Origin of the sequence: Yersinia similis (assembly GCF_001053095.1) — a bacterium.
Taxonomy (GTDB): Bacteria; Pseudomonadota; Gammaproteobacteria; order Enterobacterales; family Enterobacteriaceae; genus Yersinia; species Yersinia similis.
Map to the genome: position 1 here is coordinate 116,590 of NZ_CGBP01000008.1, position 16,599 is coordinate 133,188.

Genomic DNA, 16,599 nt, shown 5'->3' on the forward strand with positions numbered 1-16,599 from the left:
GACTCCATAGTGACATTCTTAATGTTAATTGTGGAGTTAATGTATGCATCCTTTAGAAAAGCTGGTTCAGCGCCATAAAGCTGGGGAACAAATTGGGATTTACTCAGTTTGTTCTGCCCATCCTCTTGTCATCGAAGCTGCGCTGGAGCAAGCGTTAGAAAATGACTCAGAACTGTTAATCGAAGCCACCTCTAATCAGGTTGACCAATTTGGTGGCTATACCGGTATGACTCCGGCTGATTTTCGTGATTACGTTTTTGCTAAAGCTGATGCTCTGCACTTCCCTCTCGAAAAACTCATTTTAGGCGGCGATCATTTAGGGCCAAACCGTTGGCAGCACTTGCCTGCCAACGAAGCCATGGCGCATGCCGATGATCTGATCGCGGCGTATGTCGCGGCGGGCTTCAAAAAAATTCACCTCGATTGCAGCATGTCCTGCGCTGATGATCCTGTTCCCTTATCCGATGAAATTGTGGCCGAGCGTGCCGCACGTCTGGCCGCCATTGCAGAAGCAACGGAATATCAACACTTCAATATACACACCGCCGTTTATGTCATCGGAACAGAAGTGCCTATCCCTGGTGGCGCGACCGAAGAGTTGAATGAAATCGAAGTCACCTCACCAGAAGCCGCACGTAAAACGATTGAATGCCATCAAAAAGCGTTTGAGAAAGCAGGTGTTGCTGAGTGCTGGCCACGGGTGATTGGTCTGGTAGTGCAGCCTGGTGTTGAGTTTGATCACACCGGTGTGATTGATTTCTGTCCAGAGAAAGCCCATGAACTCAGTAAAGTCATGGATGATTACGATTATCAGGTATTCGAAGCCCACTCCACCGATTATCAAACCGATGATGCCTACCGCGCACTGGTTAAAGGCCATTTTGCCATTCTGAAAGTAGGCCCGGCGCTGACATTTGCTCTGCGTGAAGCCCTGTTCAGTTTATGTCATATCGAAGAAGAGTTATTCCCGGCAGAACAGTGTTCCCGGCTTCGTCAGGTAATGGAAGACGTAATGCTGAAATCGCCGGAATACTGGAAAAAATATTATCTCGGTGATGCTGAACAAGTGCGCTTAGCCCGCGTTTACAGTTTCAGTGACCGTATGCGCTATTACTGGCCGATGGAAGCGGTGCAGGCCGCACAGGAAAAATTGTTTGCCAATCTGAATAGCGCACCGATCCCGCTGCCACTCTTGAGCCAGTACATGCCACGCCAGTTTACTGCGGTTCGCGAAGGCACACTGCCTTTTGAAGCGACGGCATTGGTCAAACAACAAATCAAAAATACGCTTATTGGCTATGTTAATGCATGCCACCTTTTTAACGGGAACTCATCGAAATGACGCAATATTTAGGATACAACCTGGAAGAACTCACTCGCTTACATGCCAGTTGGACTGCACAGGAAATTGAGCAGCAGCCTGTATGTTGGGGAAAAACACAGCGTATTGTAGAAGAGAGCCAGGCCGCGATTAATGATTTTCTGCATCAGGCATTAGCCGCAAGTAACACGCGGATTATTTTTACCGGTGCTGGAACATCAGCCTTTGCCGGGCGTGCGCTGGTTCCACTGTTAGCACCTTATCTATCCCATCGTATTGAAGCGATTGCGACAACGGATTTGGTGGCAACACCAGAACAATACTTCGCCGAAGATATCCCGACACTGCTGGTTTCATTTGCCCGTTCCGGCAACAGCCCGGAAAGTGTGGCTGCGTTACAAGTGGCATCGGCCTGTTTATCTCGCTGTTTCCACTTGGTATTGACCTGTAATCAGAGCGGCCAGTTATATCAATATTGCCAGACGGCACCAGGCGCACTGGCCGTACTGATGCCAGCAGAAACCAATGACCAATCACTGGCGATGACCTCCAGTTTTTCCTCCATGATGATGGCAGCGATGGCCATTTTTGCCGGTATCGACAAGTATTCGAAAGAAATTGAAAGATTTTGTAAGGGATCTGCGGATTGGTTCAAAGAAATGAATCGTAAAATCATCGATAATACTAAAAGTTCCCAATACCAAAGAGTTATCTACTTAGGTAGTGGCGGATTACAGGGGCTGGCCCAAGAGTCAGCACTGAAGTTACTCGAATTAACCGCAGGTAAAGTTGTGGCTACTTTTGACACTCCGTTGGGGTTCCGCCATGGTCCGAAATCAATCGTTAATCCGGACACTTTGGTTGTTGTTTACATCTCTAATGACCCCTACACACGTCAATATGATCTCGACCTGTTAGCTGAGATCCGCGCCAACAACGTTGCCGGTAAGGTTATTGCTGTCGCAGCACAATCAGATGCTTATGTCACGGCTGGCGACCATATTCTGGTGCCAGGTATGACAGAAAGTTCTGACTTAGGCCTGCTGTTTGCCTATCTGATGTTCGCACAGTCCTTCGCTTTTCATAGCTCAGTTGCCTTAAACAACACACCGGATAGCCCATCTCCAACGGGCGAAATCAATCGTGTGGTGCAAGGTGTGACTATTTATCCATTTAAAAAATAACACACAGGAATATCCCTATGACTCGGCCAAATATCGTCTGGACTCGTATCGATGAACGTTTACTTCATGGACAGATCCGCATTACCTGGGGAAAGCACACAGAAGCCAATTTAATTCTGGTGGCCAATGATGACGCTGCCGATGGCCCTAACTCGGCTTTCATGCAGGCGGGAATGAAAGCCTCCGCTGGCGGTGAATATGCAGTGCGCTTTTTCAGTATCCAGAAAACAATTGATGTCATCCATAAAGCCTCTCCTCAGCAGAAGGTTTTCATTCTGTGTAACTCCCCGACGGATGTTGCGCGTTTGGTCGAAGGCGGTGTGCCAATTACTCAGTGTAACGTGGGCAATATGCACTACCACGAGGGTAAACGTCAGATTGCCAAAACAGTCTCCGTGGATGAAAAAGATCTGGACGCTTTCCAACGTATGGCCGCGCTTGGCGTGACCTGTACAGTACAGAACACGCCAGATCAAACGCCAATTAATGTGATTGAACTGGCCGCCAGAGCATAAATCCACGACGTATTACGCCAAGACATAGGGAATTAAAGGATAAATTATGCTTTTTGAAGCTACGTTAGTCGGAATTTGGGCCTTCTTGTGCGGTATCGACAAGTATGACGTTGCCCTGAATATTCACCGCCCGTTGATCACCGGCCCAGTTGTCGGTTTGATCATGGGCAATATGGAAGTGGGTTTAATCGCAGGTGCGACGCTGGAACTGGCTTGGCTGGGTCTGGTGCCTAATGCGGGTGCTCAGCCACCCGATGTGACCATGGGGACTATCGCCGCAGTTGCCTTTGCGGTGATGACCGGTCAGTCGCCAGAAGTGGCTATGGGCGTTGGTATGCCAATTGCTGTCCTGATGCAGATGATTATTATCGGTTTCTTTGCCATGACAGCATTCACCATGGGCAGAGCAGATAAGTATGCAGAGCAGGCAGATACGGCGGGAATATCGCGCTTGTTGATAGGCACGCTACTCACCCGTTCGATGCTCTATTTTGTCATCGCCTTTGTCACCGTCTACTTCGGTGAACATGCGGCAACCTGGATTGATGAAAATACACCAACCGCCCTGTTAGAAGGCTTAGGTATCGGTGCGAAGATGGTTCCGGCAATCGGCTTTGCTATGTTGCTGAAAATTATGTGGTCGAAAGAAGTGGCTGGTGTGTTCTTTATCGGCTTTGTGATGACGACTTATCTAAAACTGCCAATCATGGCGATCGCCATTCTGGGTGCTGCTGTTGCTGTCCTGTACTACTTCTTCAGTGGCAACAATAACGGCAGCAATAACAACGATAACAACACCAACAAACAACCAGAGGATTTCGAAGATGGCATCTGATATCACAGTAGATAAAGACCACACTGCAAAAGCGAAAACGGACAGCCTGGTGGATAAAATTGACTCCTATCAGGATCTTGAAGTTCGCAAAGTGGTTACCCGTAAAGATCTGTGGAAGTGTGCTATCCGTGGCCTGTTCATGGAAGGTAACTTTAACTTCGAACGTATGCAGGCCGGTGGTTTTGCTTATTCGATGATCCCTGCATTGAAGAAAATCCACGGTAACAACCGTGCAGATTTGGCGAAATCGCTGAAGAACCATTTGCAGTTCTTTAATGCCAGTCCAAAGCTGTTCACCTTCCTGTTAGGCACCGCGGTGGCGATGGAAGAGAACAAAGAAAAGCCGTCAATGATCAACGTGATGAAAGTCGCGGGCATGGGGCCAACTGGCGGTATCGGCGATGCGATTGACCACATGACGCTGATGCCACTGACGCTGGCGCTGGGGGCTTCCATTGCAATTGAAGGCTCCATCGCTGGCCCATTTGTGTTCTTCATTCTGTACCAGACCGTGCACTTCCTGGTCTATTTCGGCCTGATGTTTATGGGCTACCGCGCAGGTACTGCAGCAATGGTGAACATGGGGGATGCCACAGAGAAACTGGCAAAAGCCGCCAATATCATGGGTATCTTTGTTATCGGCGCGTTGTGCGCCACCTTTATCAGGCTACAAACCACCGCGGCGATAGATCTTGGCGGGAAAACAGTGGAGTTACAAACCGCTCTGTTTGACAAGATCATGCCGAATTTACTCCCGCTGGCATTAGTGTTCTTTATGTTCAAGATGGTGAAAGGCACGGGTTTCTGGGCGAAACCACCGGTGTTGATTTTCTCCACGCTGGCGGCCGGGGTCGTCGGTCATCTGCTGGGCATTGTCTAATCGCCATCGCCGCATCGTGGCTATGCATGATGCGGCGTAACAGAACAGCCTGAATATCCGGGCAGTAAGGATGTTGTAAATGATTGGAATTGTTGTTTCTGGCCACATTAATTTTGCTTCTGGTATGGCTTCCGCAGTACGTGCGATTACCGGTGAGCAATCTCAAATGCTGTTCATTGATTTCGTTGAGAGTATGTCAACAGACATGCTGGAAAGCGAACTGCGCCATGCGGCACATGAGGTAGACAGCGGCGAAGGTGTACTGTTTTTAACCGATATTCCTGGTGGTTCGCCTTGTAATCGCGCACTGAATATTTTGATGAGTGGCAGCAACGTTGAGCTGCTTGCCGGGGTTAACCTGCCAATGATTGCAAATGCCGCCTTTGAACGTGAAGGGGCTTCACTGTCAGAGCTGGTCGAAATACTGATGGATATTGGCGCGTCCAGTGTACAGAACCTACGTGCTGAACTGGACACTGCTCTGGTTACTGATGACTGCGAAAACGAGGATGGGCTCTAATTATGCGTACTGCCTATCTTGCTGAGCGTACATTTACCCCGCAAGGCATTGAAACCGGCGTCGCGGTTATCGTCGAGCAAGGCGAAATTGTGGCAGTAACACGCGAGCTACCAGCGGATGCAGAAATTGTGCATCTGACAGGGAAAACCCTGATCCCAGGCCTGATCGACATTCATATTCATGGCCGTCAGGGGGCGGATGTCATGGATGCATCTGCGGATGCATTACGCACCATTGCTCGCGCCCTACCCCAAACGGGGGTTGTCGCTTGGGTCGGCACCACCGTCAGTGCGCCAATACAGGATATCTTTGCGGCTCTGGCGCAGGTGCGTGATTTTATTGCAGACCCGGATAACGCACGTGATACCCGCACCGCAACACTGCTGGGCAGTTTTCTGGAGGGGCCATATTTCACCGCGCCTTTTCGGGGTTCACACCCTAAAAAATATCTGACGACACCAACACCACAAGAGCTGGAACAATTACGGCATTCGGCAGGCAACACCTTGTTACGTGCCGCTATCGCACCGGAGTCACCCGAAGCGTTGGCCGCGATCCGCTGGCTGGTGGATCACGGGATCAAAACCTCAGTGGCACACACCGCTGCTAATTTTGAGCAAGTCACGGCGGCCTATCAGCAAGGTGCGGATTGCGGCGTACATTTGTATAACGGCATGTCAGGGTTGCATCACCGGGAACCGGGCTGCTGTGGTGCCGTGTTGTATCACGACATGCTGGCAGAGCTGATTGCCGATGGCATTCATGTGCATCCTGTGATGATGAATCTGGCGTATCGCATGAAAGGTTATCGCCGCATTGCACTGATCACAGACTGTATGCGCGCAGGGGGGCTGGGTGAGGGGCGCTATTTACTCGGCGCACAGCATATCACTGTACGTCAGGGGGAAGCGCGCACCGATGATGGTTCACTGGCAGGCAGTACCTGTAGTCTGGATCAAGCGCTGCGTAACATGATCCAACATGCGCAAGTCCCCGAGTGGGAAGCGGTACAAATGGCCAGCGCAGTACCCGCCGCTTATCTGGGATTAGCGCCAACGCTGGGGTCGATCCAAACAGGTGCTCAAGCCAGCATGGTGGTGATGGAGAGCGACTTTACCGTTGCCGCAACACTGATTAAAGGTGAATGGGCTTATCATCACCCAGCCATAGTGCCGTGCTGCTCACGGCCAGGTCCTATGCCGATCGCTTCACTGACATAACACCTTTTATGCTTATTTACACCTCATAGATTTCAGGATGTAGTCAACGCATCTGCCTTCTGAAAAGTAACTCAATATTAGCATGGTGCCGCCGTTGTGATGGGCGGCAGGCATCGTGCGCCCAAATTATAGGAAGACACAACATGCAATTATTTGATTTGAAGGGAAAAGTGGCAATTATCACCGGATGTAATACGGGTTTGGGCCAAGGCATGGCCATCGGCCTGGCAAAAGCCGGTGCAGATATTGTTGGTGTGGGAGTCGCTGAAGCCCCGGAAACGCAGGCACAGGTTGAAGCATTGGGGCGTAAATTCCACTTCATCACTGCTGACCTGATACAACAGAAAGACATTGATAGCATTGTCAGTCAGGCGGTGGAAGTGATGGGGCATATTGATATTCTGATCAACAACGCCGGGATTATTCGTCGTCAGGACCTGCTGGAATTTGGCAACAAAGATTGGGATGACGTGATCAATATTAACCAAAAAACCGTGTTCTTCCTGTCACAGGCCGTGGCGAAACAGTTTGTGAAACAGGGTAATGGCGGCAAGATCATCAATATCGCCTCCATGTTGTCATTCCAAGGGGGGATCCGCGTGCCCTCTTACACCGCCAGTAAATCCGCAGTAATGGGCTTAACCCGTGCATTGGCGACTGAACTGTCGCAGTACAATATTAACGTAAACGCGATTGCGCCGGGTTATATGGCAACCGATAACACCGCAGCACTGCGCGCAGACACGGCCCGTAACGAGGCTATTTTGGAGCGGATCCCCGCATCCCGCTGGGGAACACCAGACGATTTAGCGGGCCCGGCGATTTTCCTTTCGTCCTCTGCCAGCGACTATGTGACCGGGTATACATTAGCAGTGGATGGCGGCTGGCTGGCGCGTTAAGTAAGGGAGTATCACATGAGCAATATGACACAGCAGACACGTGCGCAACAGGCGCGTGAAACGATGAAACAGGTATATCGCTATCAGGCGGCAAACCAAACACGCAGTGTGATCCGTCGAAGTGGCAAGACGCGTTTTATTAAAGACACAGACTGGGAGCGTGGTGTGTTCTGGTCATGCGTTGCCGCCGCCTGGCAGGCAACCGATGACGCAGAGTATCTGGATGGCGTCATGAATTACACGCTGCATACCGGGTTCCGCCCTGGGCCAAATCTGCGCTTTGCCGATGATCTGATTTGCTGTCAGGCCTATCTGGATGTCTGGCCGCAGATAGCAGTACCGGAAGCATTAGAGCCAACCATCAAAGCCGTCTCTGCCATGGTGGATGCGCCAAAACCGGGCCGTGAAGATTGGTGGTGGTGTGACTCATTGTTTATGGCCCCTGCCACCTTTGCGGCATTGAGTCAATCTACCGGTGACGCCCGTTATCTGTCTTATATGGATACCGCATTCTGGGACGCAGTTGATTATCTGCGCGACCCTGACAGCGGTTTGTTCTACCGTGATCATCGCTATATTCCTGACGGTAACGGCAGTGAGTTACGTGAAGAGAATGGCGAGAAAGTTTTCTGGAGCCGGGGTATTGGCTGGGTATTGGCTGCCATCCCACGCCTGCTCGCGCGGATGCCAGAAGATTATACTCATCGTCAGCGTTATCTCGATCTGTTTACTGATCTGGCGAGTAAAGTGATCCGTTATCAGCAAACGGATGGTTTATGGCGTACCAGCCTGCTCGATCCTCAACGTTTTCCAGCACCAGAGAGCAGTGCAACAGCGCTGTTCTGCTATGGGCTGAGCTGGGGGGTTAACCAAGGTATTCTGGCACCAGAAACCTATCTGCCCGTGGTGGAAAAAGCCTGGGATGCCTTGCAGGGTTGTATCCACGATAACGGCATGATGGGCTGGGTTCAGCTACCGGCCTTTAATCCGCGTGATGTGAAATTTGAACACAACATGGATTATGGCGCGGGGGCTTATTTATTGGCCGCGACGGAAATGATACGTCTGGCCTAACAAGGTTGTTCTGTTTGCCCGTTCGCGGGGGAACTCAGTAGCCGTGATGTGTTATTCATTTTGTTGCACTGGCGCACATCACCTGATGTGCGTGAGGTTATTGACAAAGTGCCCGCGACGGAGAGAACAGGCAGATCGTAAAGACGCCGTAAATACATCCATGTAGGCTCGAGCCGCGCCATCCTTGGCGCGGACGCTTTACTCCTCTGCCTATCCTCACCGTTCAAGATCACGTCATCGGGGTTTGTCAGCAGTCTGGCGCACATCACCTGATGTGCGTTTTTTATAGGCGACACCTTGGCCAACAACCTTCCGAAACCTTGCGATTATATTGCGTTAACTTTCATATATGTGATTCAGCGCCTTTTAGTTCTCTTTTTATTTGCGTAAATTAGTCAGTATTGTTTCACTTTCTCGGAACGTCTATCTGATGGCACAGCCACATACTCAACAAGCCTATTTTCACATGATGGCAAAGCCCACCAGCTATCGTTGTAATTTGGATTGTGAATACTGTTTTTATCTTGAAAAAGAGACGGTACTCCCTCCCCAGAAAAATCCCTCACCGACCATGAGCGACAGCATGTTACGGCGCTATGTGCGTGATTACTTGCGTTCTCATGCCGGAGATACAGTTGATTTTGCCTGGCAAGGTGGCGAACCAACGCTGGCTGGGCTGGATTTTTATCGCAAAGCGGTGGAATACCAACAGCACTATGCGAACGGTAAAACCGTTACAAACAGCTTTCAAACCAACGGTATTGCCATTAATCGGCAATGGGCCGCATTTTTTGCCGAACATCGTTTTCTGATCGGCCTGTCGGTGGATGGTATTGAAGCGGTACATGATAAATACCGTATTGCCGTAAATGGTCAACCCACCTTTGCCCGCGTGAAGAAAGCGCTTGATCTACTGCGTGAATATCAGGTGGATTTCAATACGTTAACCGTGGTGAATGATCAAAACTGGGATAAAGGACGTGAAACCTATCAGGCGCTGAAAGCGCTGGGGTCAACCTTTATGCAATTTATTCCGATTGTGGAAGTGGATACCCGTTGCCTATCGCGGACAACAGGCCATTACTCACCGCCAGCCAACCCTCCCATGGCTCCCTTTACTGTACCTGCGGCGGGATATGGGCGTTTTATGAATGACGTGTTTGATGCCTGGGTGACGGAGGATGTGGGAAGCGTCTATGTCCGTGAATTTGACAGTTTGCTCGGGACCTGGATGGGCTACCCCGCCGCTAGCTGCATACAGTCGGTGACCTGTGGTCAGGCGCTGATCATCGAAGCGAATGGGGATATCTACAGCTGTGATCACTATGTGTACCCAGCGAATCGTTTGGGTAACATCGCTGACACCTCGCTAGTGAAATTAGCGACATCTCGCCAGCAGCAACGCTTTGGTGATGCCAAACAGGAAAAACTGACACAGGCGTGTATTCGCTGTGAAGTGAAGGCGCTTTGTCAGGGCGGTTGCCCAAAGCACCGCATCATGGCGTTGCCAGATGAAAAACATAAACACAATTACCTCTGCGCCTCCTATAAACACTTTTTTAATCACACCGCCCCGCTGATGCAGGCCATGTGCCAGATTATTCAACGCGGGGGCGTTGCTGCGGACATTATGCCGCGACTGGCACAGTCTAAATAACTTTTGAGGAACACATAATAATGAAGTTACCCGCAGGAAAAAGAAGCCTGTTGGCAGGGATGATCGCTGCCGCTGGTATGAGTATGACACCTGTGACTCTGGCGGCACCGGCAGAAAAACCAAATGTGTTGCTGGTAATAATGGATGATCTGGGTACCGGGCAGTTAGATTTCACCCTCAATAATCTGGATAAAAAAGCACTAAGCCAGCGCCCAGTACCCGTGCGCTATCAAGGCGATCTGGACAAGATGATCGATGCGGCACAGCGGGCGATGCCGAATGTGTCTCTGTTGGCAAAAAACGGGGTCAAAATGACCAATGCGTTTGTGGCGCATCCAGTATGCGGGCCTTCCCGCGCGGGTATTTATACAGGTCGCCACCCAACCAGTTTTGGTACTTACAGTAATGATGATGCCATGCAGGGGATCCCACTGGATATTAAACTGCTGCCCGCATTGTTTCAGGAGCATGGCTATGCAACCGCGAATATCGGCAAATGGCACAATGCACGCATAGAGAAAAAAGCGTTCGTCGCCGATGAGGTCAAAAGCCGCGATTATCACGACAACATGATCTCCGTCAGCGCTCCCGGATATGCACCTGAAAAACGGGGTTTTGACTATTCCTACAGTTATTACGCCTCAGGCGCGGCATTGTGGCACTCTCCGGCAATCTGGCAAAACAGTAAAAACATTGCCGCCCCAGGTTATCTGACCCATAACCTGACAGATGAAACGCTGAAATTTATTGATGACTCAGGGAAGAAACCATTTTTTATCAGCCTGGCTTACAGCGTGCCGCATATTCCATTAGAGCAAGCATCACCCGCGAAATATATGGATCGGTTTAATACAGGCAACGTTGAAGCAGATAAATATTTTGCTGCCATTAATGCCGCAGATGAGGGTATTGGTAAAATTATTCAGCACCTACAAGAGAAAGGTGAGCTGGATAACACACTGATTTTCTTCATTTCGGATAACGGGGCGGTTCATGAATCCCCAATGCCAATGAACGGTATGGACCGTGGTCATAAAGGACAAATGTATAACGGTGGGGTGCATATTCCGTTCGTCGCTTACTGGCCAAAACAGATCCCCGCAGGTACGCAAAGTGATGCGTTGGTGAGTGCATTAGATATTTTACCGACGGCATTGAAAGCAGCAGGTATTACCATCCCAGCGGAGATGAAAGTAGATGGTAAAGATATTCTACCGGTGCTGGCAGGCAAAGAACAAACCTCGCCGCATCAATATATGTACTGGGCAGGACCGGGGGCAAAACATTACAGTGATGAGAATCAGTCGTTCTGGCATGACTACTGGAAATGGATCACTTACGAAAATCAACAGGCCCCTAAAAATGATCATGTAGAGACATTATCGAAAGCCTCTTGGGCGATCCGCGATCAAGAGTGGGCGCTCTACTTCTATGATGACGGCACCAATACACCAAAATTATTTAATGATAAGCATGATCCGATGGAATCAAAGGATTTAGCTGATCAGTATCCTGAGCGTGTCAGCGCGATGAAATCGGCATTCTATGACTGGATCAAAGATAAACCCAAACCCGTGGCTTGGGGGCAAGATCGCTATCAGATCTTAGAAGGTTCTGCTAAAGGTTAAGCTATTGCGCTGTAACGGGGGGAGATGAGGTGGCGCGGGTGTTTTCGTCCCCTCCCTTATCCCCTATTACCACTCTTTTTATTACCGTTTTCCTTATCATAATGACTTGCAGGAACACTGATCATGAGTGTTGAAATTAGCGCCAAACCCCGCCCGATCATTCCTTATGAACATCCTGATGCGGCGATGTATTACCAGTTGTTTAAACAGCATATGATCCGCCAGTGGCATAAAAAACGGCCTTATGCGAGACATGATGCTCGCTTACAAGCCCTGTTTCAGAATCAAAAGGTGTCGTTGCAAAGCCAGTGTGACTACCTGGTGCGTTATGTGGCTGAAGCATTTGATCATTATGCCGTCTGGGATTATACCCATGCTTATTATCCGGGGCGCCCCAGCCAGCAAAATGCGCGCACTGATGCACTGGAAGGTGTAAGCCGTGTACTGCCGACGCTAGCGGCTTGGTTACACAGCCAACCTATGGGTCTGGATAATGCGCGACTTGCCGATCTGAAAGGCGGGGAGCTAGACATTGTGGCTATCTTACGTCGCACGTTCTTAGCCGGAACCGACCCGACCCATCGTGGGTATTGGGGCACACTGCATGATTATGATCAGCGTATTTGTGAAAGTGCAGACTTGGCATTGGCTTTATGGTTGAGCCGTGAGTCGGTCTGGCAGGCGTTTACGCCACCAGAGCAGCAACAAGTGACACGCTGGTTCAGTCAGGTTAATACTCTACAAACAGTGGATAATAACTGGCATCTCTTCCCGTTAACTGTTCAGTTTGTGATGCGAGCACTGAACGGCACTGGCAATATCAGTGATGATAAATACCAGCGTATCAAAGAGTTCCATGTCGGTGAGGGCTGGTTTCGCGATGGAGCACAGGGCAATTATGATTACTATAACGCTTGGGGGTTCCACTACTCTCTCTACTGGCTCGATCAAATAAATCCAGATTATGACCAACAGTTTATTCGTTCCTGCATGGCGGAATTCGTCGCCGCTTATCGCCATCTGATCACCCCACAGGGGATCCCCTTCTTTGGCCGTAGTGCCTGTTATCGTCTGGCTGCATCAGCGCCGTTACTGGCAGTTGCCAGTCACTCACCGGACGTCGTTCATACCGGTGAAGCCAAAAGAGCATTAGAAGCAACGCTGCGCTATTTCATTGGTCACGGTGCTATGCGTTTCGGTGCTCCCACACAGGGATTATTCGCAGATGATGAAAGGCTGGTGGACAACTACAGTGGGCCAGCTAGCAGTTTTTGGTCACTACGGGCGTTGAATATTGCGCTGTATTGCGCCAATGACTGTGGGTTATGGCAGTGTGAAAGTGGCAAATTGCCTGTTGAGACCGAGGATTTTAGTTTCAGTATTAATGCCATCGATCTCTTTGTTATGGGAACTTTCGAAACGAAAGAGGTTGTTGTTACTTTTCGTCATGATTACACCAAAGAGCAGACACCACTGACCCGTCGTTTAGTGTCACAGTCGTGGCTAGATCGTGTGAAAGAGAGCGTTATCGGCCGTGCTGAACGGCCGATAAACAATTTACTTCGCAAAGGCGTGACCAGCTACAGCTCAAAAATGATGTCACTCTTCTAACTGCGTTTGCTTTCGATGTGATGTAACACTCTTTTAATTGATTTCTTTTTGTTTGTATAAGCTTTTTTTTATGGTTAAATGAAAGGAAATGAAATCACGGAGGTTTAGTTATGTTTTTGGTTTCTTCCCGAGAAATGTTACGTCAGGCACAGATCGGAGGCTACGCAATCCCAGCCTTCAATATCCATAATCTGGAGACCATTCAGGCCGTAGTTGAAACAGCGGCTGAAATGGCTTCGCCAGTCATTTTGGCCGGAACACCGAGCACCTTTTCTTATGCGGGCACGGAATATCTGGTGCAGATCTGCCAACAAGCGGCGCGCAATTACCGTATGCCTTTTGCACTGCATCTGGATCACCATGAGTCGTATGACGATATTGTCCAGAAAGTCGCGGCGGGCATCAAATCCATAATGATTGATGGCTCTCATTTTAACTTTGAGCAAAATATCGCGCTGACACGCCAGGTGGTGGAGTATTGCCATCGCTGGGATGGTACTGTCGAAGCAGAACTGGGCCGCTTGGGTGGCCAAGAAGATGATCTCACGGTTGATGCTAAAGATGCGCTGTATACCGATCCTGATTCGGCGGCACATTTTATTCAGGCGACAGGGATCGACTCTCTGGCCATTGCCATCGGCACTGCCCATGGGATGTACAAAGAGGCCCCTCGTCTGGACTTTGATCGCTTGGCTCTCATTCGCCGTAATACTGATATACCTCTGGTACTGCATGGCGGATCAGGGATCCCAGATGAAGATGTTCGTCGTTGCATTGAATTGGGGATCAGTAAAGTGAATGTGGGTACAGAGCTAAAGATCGCATTCTCTGGTGCACTGAAAGCCTATTTCCTTGAAAATAAGGGCGCGAATGATCCCCGTCACTATATGGTTCCGGCTAAAACCGCCATGAAAAAAGTGATTCAGGATAAAATTAACGTCTGCGGCAGCGCTGGCAAACTGTAAAGCGCCAGGAGAGGAAGCAGATTATGACGAAACACGTTGCCGTATTGCTGGCGCACGGTTTTGAAGAAGCAGAAGCCGTTATTTTCATCGACATCATGCGCCGTCTGGATATCCGGGTTGATATTCTCTCCTGCGAAGCAACCACGGCCTTGAACACCTATTTTGAAACACCGATCAGCGCAGATGCGCTGTTAAGTGACCGTCTGGATCACAACTATGATGCGGTCATGATGCCCGGTGGACCAAAAGGCACAGACAGCCTGACGGCGGATCCACAAGTGATTACGTTTCTAAAACGCCATATTGCTCAGGATAAATATATCTGCGCCTTGTGTTCCTCTGGGGCCAAGGTCTTGGCGGCTCATCATTTGCTGGCCGGGCGAACTTACAGTACCGGTGATAAGTTGGCTGATAAATTTGATGATGGTGTCTATCTGGATCAGGATGTGGTCGTTGATGGCAAATTTATTACAGCCAAAGGGCTGGGAGTTAGCTTTGAGTTTGCCTTCACCGTTGCCCGCCATTTGCTCAGTGATAACCTGTCAAAGGTTGAACACCAGGCCAGCCATATCTATTTTAAACATTGGTCAGCACAGACGTAATTATCACCATTAGCCCCTGTACACGATGTTCTCCCCACAACGGCATTATCAGTACCATTTTCGTTTATATCGTCAGTACCGTTGCCGTTTATATAGCCAGCACCGTTGATGAACCGCATAGTCTGCGGTTCGTCTCTTCGACTACGCGAAACCGGTATTGAAGCCACCACAACGATCCCTTGCCCTCCCCTGCGTAACCTTCCTGTTCATCGAATCAACCTTATAAATCATAGAGCAGGTCCGTCGGCTTAGTTACTGCGGGCATCGCCCTATTCTGATTGACCTGCTTTACCGAGGAACGGACCACCAGCTTACCTTGCAATAATAGATTGCTAAAAGGTGCATCCGGGCGTAACACCCGCCGCTGTAACAATTGGATAGCCTCTGCCCCCAGTTCATCACGAGGAACATGCACCGCGGTCAGTGGAACATCATGGATCTCCGCCAAATTAAAGCCATCCATACTCATGACTGACACCCTGTTGGGCACATTCAAGTTGAGTTTATTCAGCGCATTAACCGCGCCAACAGCCATATAGTCGCCACCGACCAAAATTGCCGTCGGTAGTCGGCTTTCATCCTCACAGGCCGTGAAAAATACCGTTATCGCCTGCTCCGCCTCTTCAGCGCCAAAGCCGTGAGTGGTGATCAGATGCTGATGATCATCGAAGCACATATTATTACTGGCAAACGCGTCTTTAATTCCCACCAACCGCAACTCCATGGTATTGCGGCGCAAACACTGTAGCGTCAAAATACGGCGATGCCCTTGCTGTATCAGATAATGGGCAGAAAACTCGCCAATCGATTGGTGGTCAGGAGAAACGCTATCCAGTGACATTTCTTTATCGCGACAATTAATTAATACCGCTGGCTTATGAAGACTAGCGGCCAAGGCATGGACCCGTGGATCATCAATGCCAATAATAATCGCCGCCTCACTCTGTGGGTGGGTCATTTTATCTAAAAATAGCGAAATATCACTGTGGGTTTCGGATAACCCGCAGTACCGGATCATCACTTCATGTTGGCTAACCGCCTGAGTAATCCCTTGTATGACTTTGTAGTAAAAAATATCTGTTCGTACATCAAAAGCGCGATGAGGAGCGAACACCATAATATTATTCAACATCAACCGCCCGCTGGATAAATTCTGCAAAATCCCCTGCGATTTCGCATACGCCATTACCTGCTGTTTCGCTTTGGTGCTGGTATTCCCTTTACCCGCTAACACTCTTGATACCGTGCTAATCGAAAGACCGGTTTGATTAGCTATTTCTTGTATTTTTAGCTTTCCATTCATTTTGTGATCTCTCTCAAATTAGCAAATGAAAAAATTTTCATTACCATAAAATGGCTAGATAAGGGCGATACGAAATATAAATGATGAAATATTAGCCGCCTTATGAAAATTCTTTCAAAGAAAGGCATATTAAAGCCAATTCAAGCTGGTTACCTTGGTTTTTATAAAAATATTGTGTTTTGGTGAACCAATATTTTTAATTTATCAGTCCAGTTAGCTTTGATTAAATATAAAAAAACTCAACATTATCAATTGAGTATATTTTATTGCTCTGTTTTATTGTGAACAAGATCACATTATAACGCTGCGTAATCTTAATAACTGAAGATGGAACATACAAAAATAACAAGTTGGTCCAATTAATTTTATATGGACTAACACAAGG

At 49.1% G+C, this 16,599-nt stretch carries 15 protein-coding genes; 14 read left to right on the plus strand and 1 reads right to left on the minus strand.

Annotated elements, in window-relative coordinates; genetic code table 11:
• Positions 1–43 precede the first annotated feature (43 nt).
• The 14 genes from kbaZ to AC971_RS08505 all read left to right on the plus strand — a co-directional run bounded on the left by kbaZ (position 44) and on the right by AC971_RS08505 (position 14,911).
• Positions 44–1,342, plus strand: coding sequence for a tagatose-bisphosphate aldolase subunit KbaZ (gene kbaZ / locus AC971_RS08440; RefSeq protein ID WP_025381060.1), 1,299 nt, complete (start codon positions 44–46; stop codon positions 1,340–1,342).
• Positions 1,339–2,505, plus strand: a complete 1,167-nt coding sequence (locus tag AC971_RS08445; protein ID WP_025381061.1) for an SIS domain-containing protein — start codon at positions 1,339–1,341, stop codon at positions 2,503–2,505. The genes kbaZ and AC971_RS08445 overlap by 4 nt, the downstream gene beginning before the upstream one ends.
• Positions 2,506–2,522: 17 nt before the next feature.
• The gene (gene agaV / locus AC971_RS08450; protein WP_025381062.1) at positions 2,523–3,020 is read left to right on the plus strand and encodes a PTS N-acetylgalactosamine transporter subunit IIB; all 498 of its coding nucleotides are present in this window, start codon (positions 2,523–2,525) and stop codon (positions 3,018–3,020) included.
• Positions 3,021–3,066: 46 nt separating this feature from the next.
• Positions 3,067–3,855 (plus strand): PTS N-acetylgalactosamine transporter subunit IIC, encoded by a 789-nt coding sequence (gene agaW / locus AC971_RS08455; RefSeq protein WP_025381063.1) that lies wholly within the window; start codon positions 3,067–3,069, stop codon positions 3,853–3,855.
• The gene (locus tag AC971_RS08460) at positions 3,845–4,735 is read left to right on the plus strand and encodes a PTS system mannose/fructose/sorbose family transporter subunit IID (RefSeq protein WP_002209880.1); all 891 of its coding nucleotides are present in this window, start codon (positions 3,845–3,847) and stop codon (positions 4,733–4,735) included. The genes agaW and AC971_RS08460 overlap by 11 nt, the downstream gene beginning before the upstream one ends.
• 79 nt (positions 4,736–4,814) lie before the next feature.
• The gene (gene agaF / locus AC971_RS08465) at positions 4,815–5,255 is read left to right on the plus strand and encodes a PTS galactosamine/N-acetylgalactosamine transporter subunit IIA (protein ID WP_025381064.1); all 441 of its coding nucleotides are present in this window, start codon (positions 4,815–4,817) and stop codon (positions 5,253–5,255) included.
• A gap of 2 nt (positions 5,256–5,257) precedes the next feature.
• On the plus strand, positions 5,258–6,475 hold the full coding sequence (nagA, locus tag AC971_RS08470) for an N-acetylglucosamine-6-phosphate deacetylase (RefSeq protein WP_025381065.1): 1,218 nt from the start codon (positions 5,258–5,260) through the stop codon (positions 6,473–6,475).
• A 143-nt stretch (positions 6,476–6,618) separates the two neighbouring features.
• Positions 6,619–7,374 carry a 2-dehydro-3-deoxy-D-gluconate 5-dehydrogenase KduD gene (kduD, locus tag AC971_RS08475; RefSeq protein ID WP_012104704.1) on the plus strand — a complete coding sequence of 252 codons (756 nt, stop codon included), beginning with the start codon at positions 6,619–6,621 and terminating at the stop codon, positions 7,372–7,374.
• A gap of 15 nt (positions 7,375–7,389) precedes the next feature.
• A complete protein-coding gene (locus AC971_RS08480) occupies positions 7,390–8,448 on the plus strand; it encodes a glycoside hydrolase family 88/105 protein (protein WP_025381066.1) in 1,059 nt (352 codons plus the stop codon).
• A gap of 430 nt (positions 8,449–8,878) precedes the next feature.
• Complete coding sequence (locus AC971_RS08485) at positions 8,879–10,105, plus strand: anaerobic sulfatase maturase (protein WP_025381067.1); 1,227 nt, start codon at positions 8,879–8,881, stop codon at positions 10,103–10,105.
• Positions 10,106–10,125: 20 nt separating this feature from the next.
• Entirely contained in the window at positions 10,126–11,733 is a 1,608-nt protein-coding gene (locus tag AC971_RS08490; RefSeq protein ID WP_025381068.1) for a sulfatase family protein, read from the plus strand.
• Between the two features lie 123 nt (positions 11,734–11,856).
• Entirely contained in the window at positions 11,857–13,344 is a 1,488-nt protein-coding gene (locus AC971_RS08495) for a DUF2264 domain-containing protein (RefSeq protein WP_025381069.1), read from the plus strand.
• A 110-nt stretch (positions 13,345–13,454) separates the two neighbouring features.
• A complete protein-coding gene (locus tag AC971_RS08500) occupies positions 13,455–14,309 on the plus strand; it encodes a tagatose bisphosphate family class II aldolase (protein WP_025381070.1) in 855 nt (284 codons plus the stop codon).
• A gap of 23 nt (positions 14,310–14,332) precedes the next feature.
• The gene (locus AC971_RS08505; protein WP_025381071.1) at positions 14,333–14,911 is read left to right on the plus strand and encodes a DJ-1/PfpI family protein; all 579 of its coding nucleotides are present in this window, start codon (positions 14,333–14,335) and stop codon (positions 14,909–14,911) included.
• Between the two features lie 220 nt (positions 14,912–15,131).
• Here the strand turns inward: AC971_RS08505 and AC971_RS08510 are convergent, their stop codons facing one another.
• Positions 15,132–16,214 carry a LacI family DNA-binding transcriptional regulator gene (locus tag AC971_RS08510; protein ID WP_025381072.1) on the minus strand — a complete coding sequence of 361 codons (1,083 nt, stop codon included), beginning with the start codon at positions 16,212–16,214 and terminating at the stop codon, positions 15,132–15,134.
• Between the last annotated feature and the right edge of the window lie 385 nt (positions 16,215–16,599).

Coding starts and splice junctions, on each gene's coding strand:
- kbaZ (WP_025381060.1), top strand. CDS start 44: ATGCATCCTTTAGAAAAGCTGGTTCAGCGCCATAAAGCTGGGGAACAA.
- AC971_RS08445 (WP_025381061.1), top strand. CDS start 1,339: ATGACGCAATATTTAGGATACAACCTGGAAGAACTCACTCGCTTACAT.
- agaV (WP_025381062.1), top strand. CDS start 2,523: ATGACTCGGCCAAATATCGTCTGGACTCGTATCGATGAACGTTTACTT.
- agaW (WP_025381063.1), top strand. CDS start 3,067: ATGCTTTTTGAAGCTACGTTAGTCGGAATTTGGGCCTTCTTGTGCGGT.
- AC971_RS08460 (WP_002209880.1), top strand. CDS start 3,845: ATGGCATCTGATATCACAGTAGATAAAGACCACACTGCAAAAGCGAAA.
- agaF (WP_025381064.1), top strand. CDS start 4,815: ATGATTGGAATTGTTGTTTCTGGCCACATTAATTTTGCTTCTGGTATG.
- nagA (WP_025381065.1), top strand. CDS start 5,258: ATGCGTACTGCCTATCTTGCTGAGCGTACATTTACCCCGCAAGGCATT.
- kduD (WP_012104704.1), top strand. CDS start 6,619: ATGCAATTATTTGATTTGAAGGGAAAAGTGGCAATTATCACCGGATGT.
- AC971_RS08480 (WP_025381066.1), top strand. CDS start 7,390: ATGAGCAATATGACACAGCAGACACGTGCGCAACAGGCGCGTGAAACG.
- AC971_RS08485 (WP_025381067.1), top strand. CDS start 8,879: ATGGCACAGCCACATACTCAACAAGCCTATTTTCACATGATGGCAAAG.
- AC971_RS08490 (WP_025381068.1), top strand. CDS start 10,126: ATGAAGTTACCCGCAGGAAAAAGAAGCCTGTTGGCAGGGATGATCGCT.
- AC971_RS08495 (WP_025381069.1), top strand. CDS start 11,857: ATGAGTGTTGAAATTAGCGCCAAACCCCGCCCGATCATTCCTTATGAA.
- AC971_RS08500 (WP_025381070.1), top strand. CDS start 13,455: ATGTTTTTGGTTTCTTCCCGAGAAATGTTACGTCAGGCACAGATCGGA.
- AC971_RS08505 (WP_025381071.1), top strand. CDS start 14,333: ATGACGAAACACGTTGCCGTATTGCTGGCGCACGGTTTTGAAGAAGCA.
- AC971_RS08510 (WP_025381072.1), bottom strand. CDS start 16,214: ATGAATGGAAAGCTAAAAATACAAGAAATAGCTAATCAAACCGGTCTT.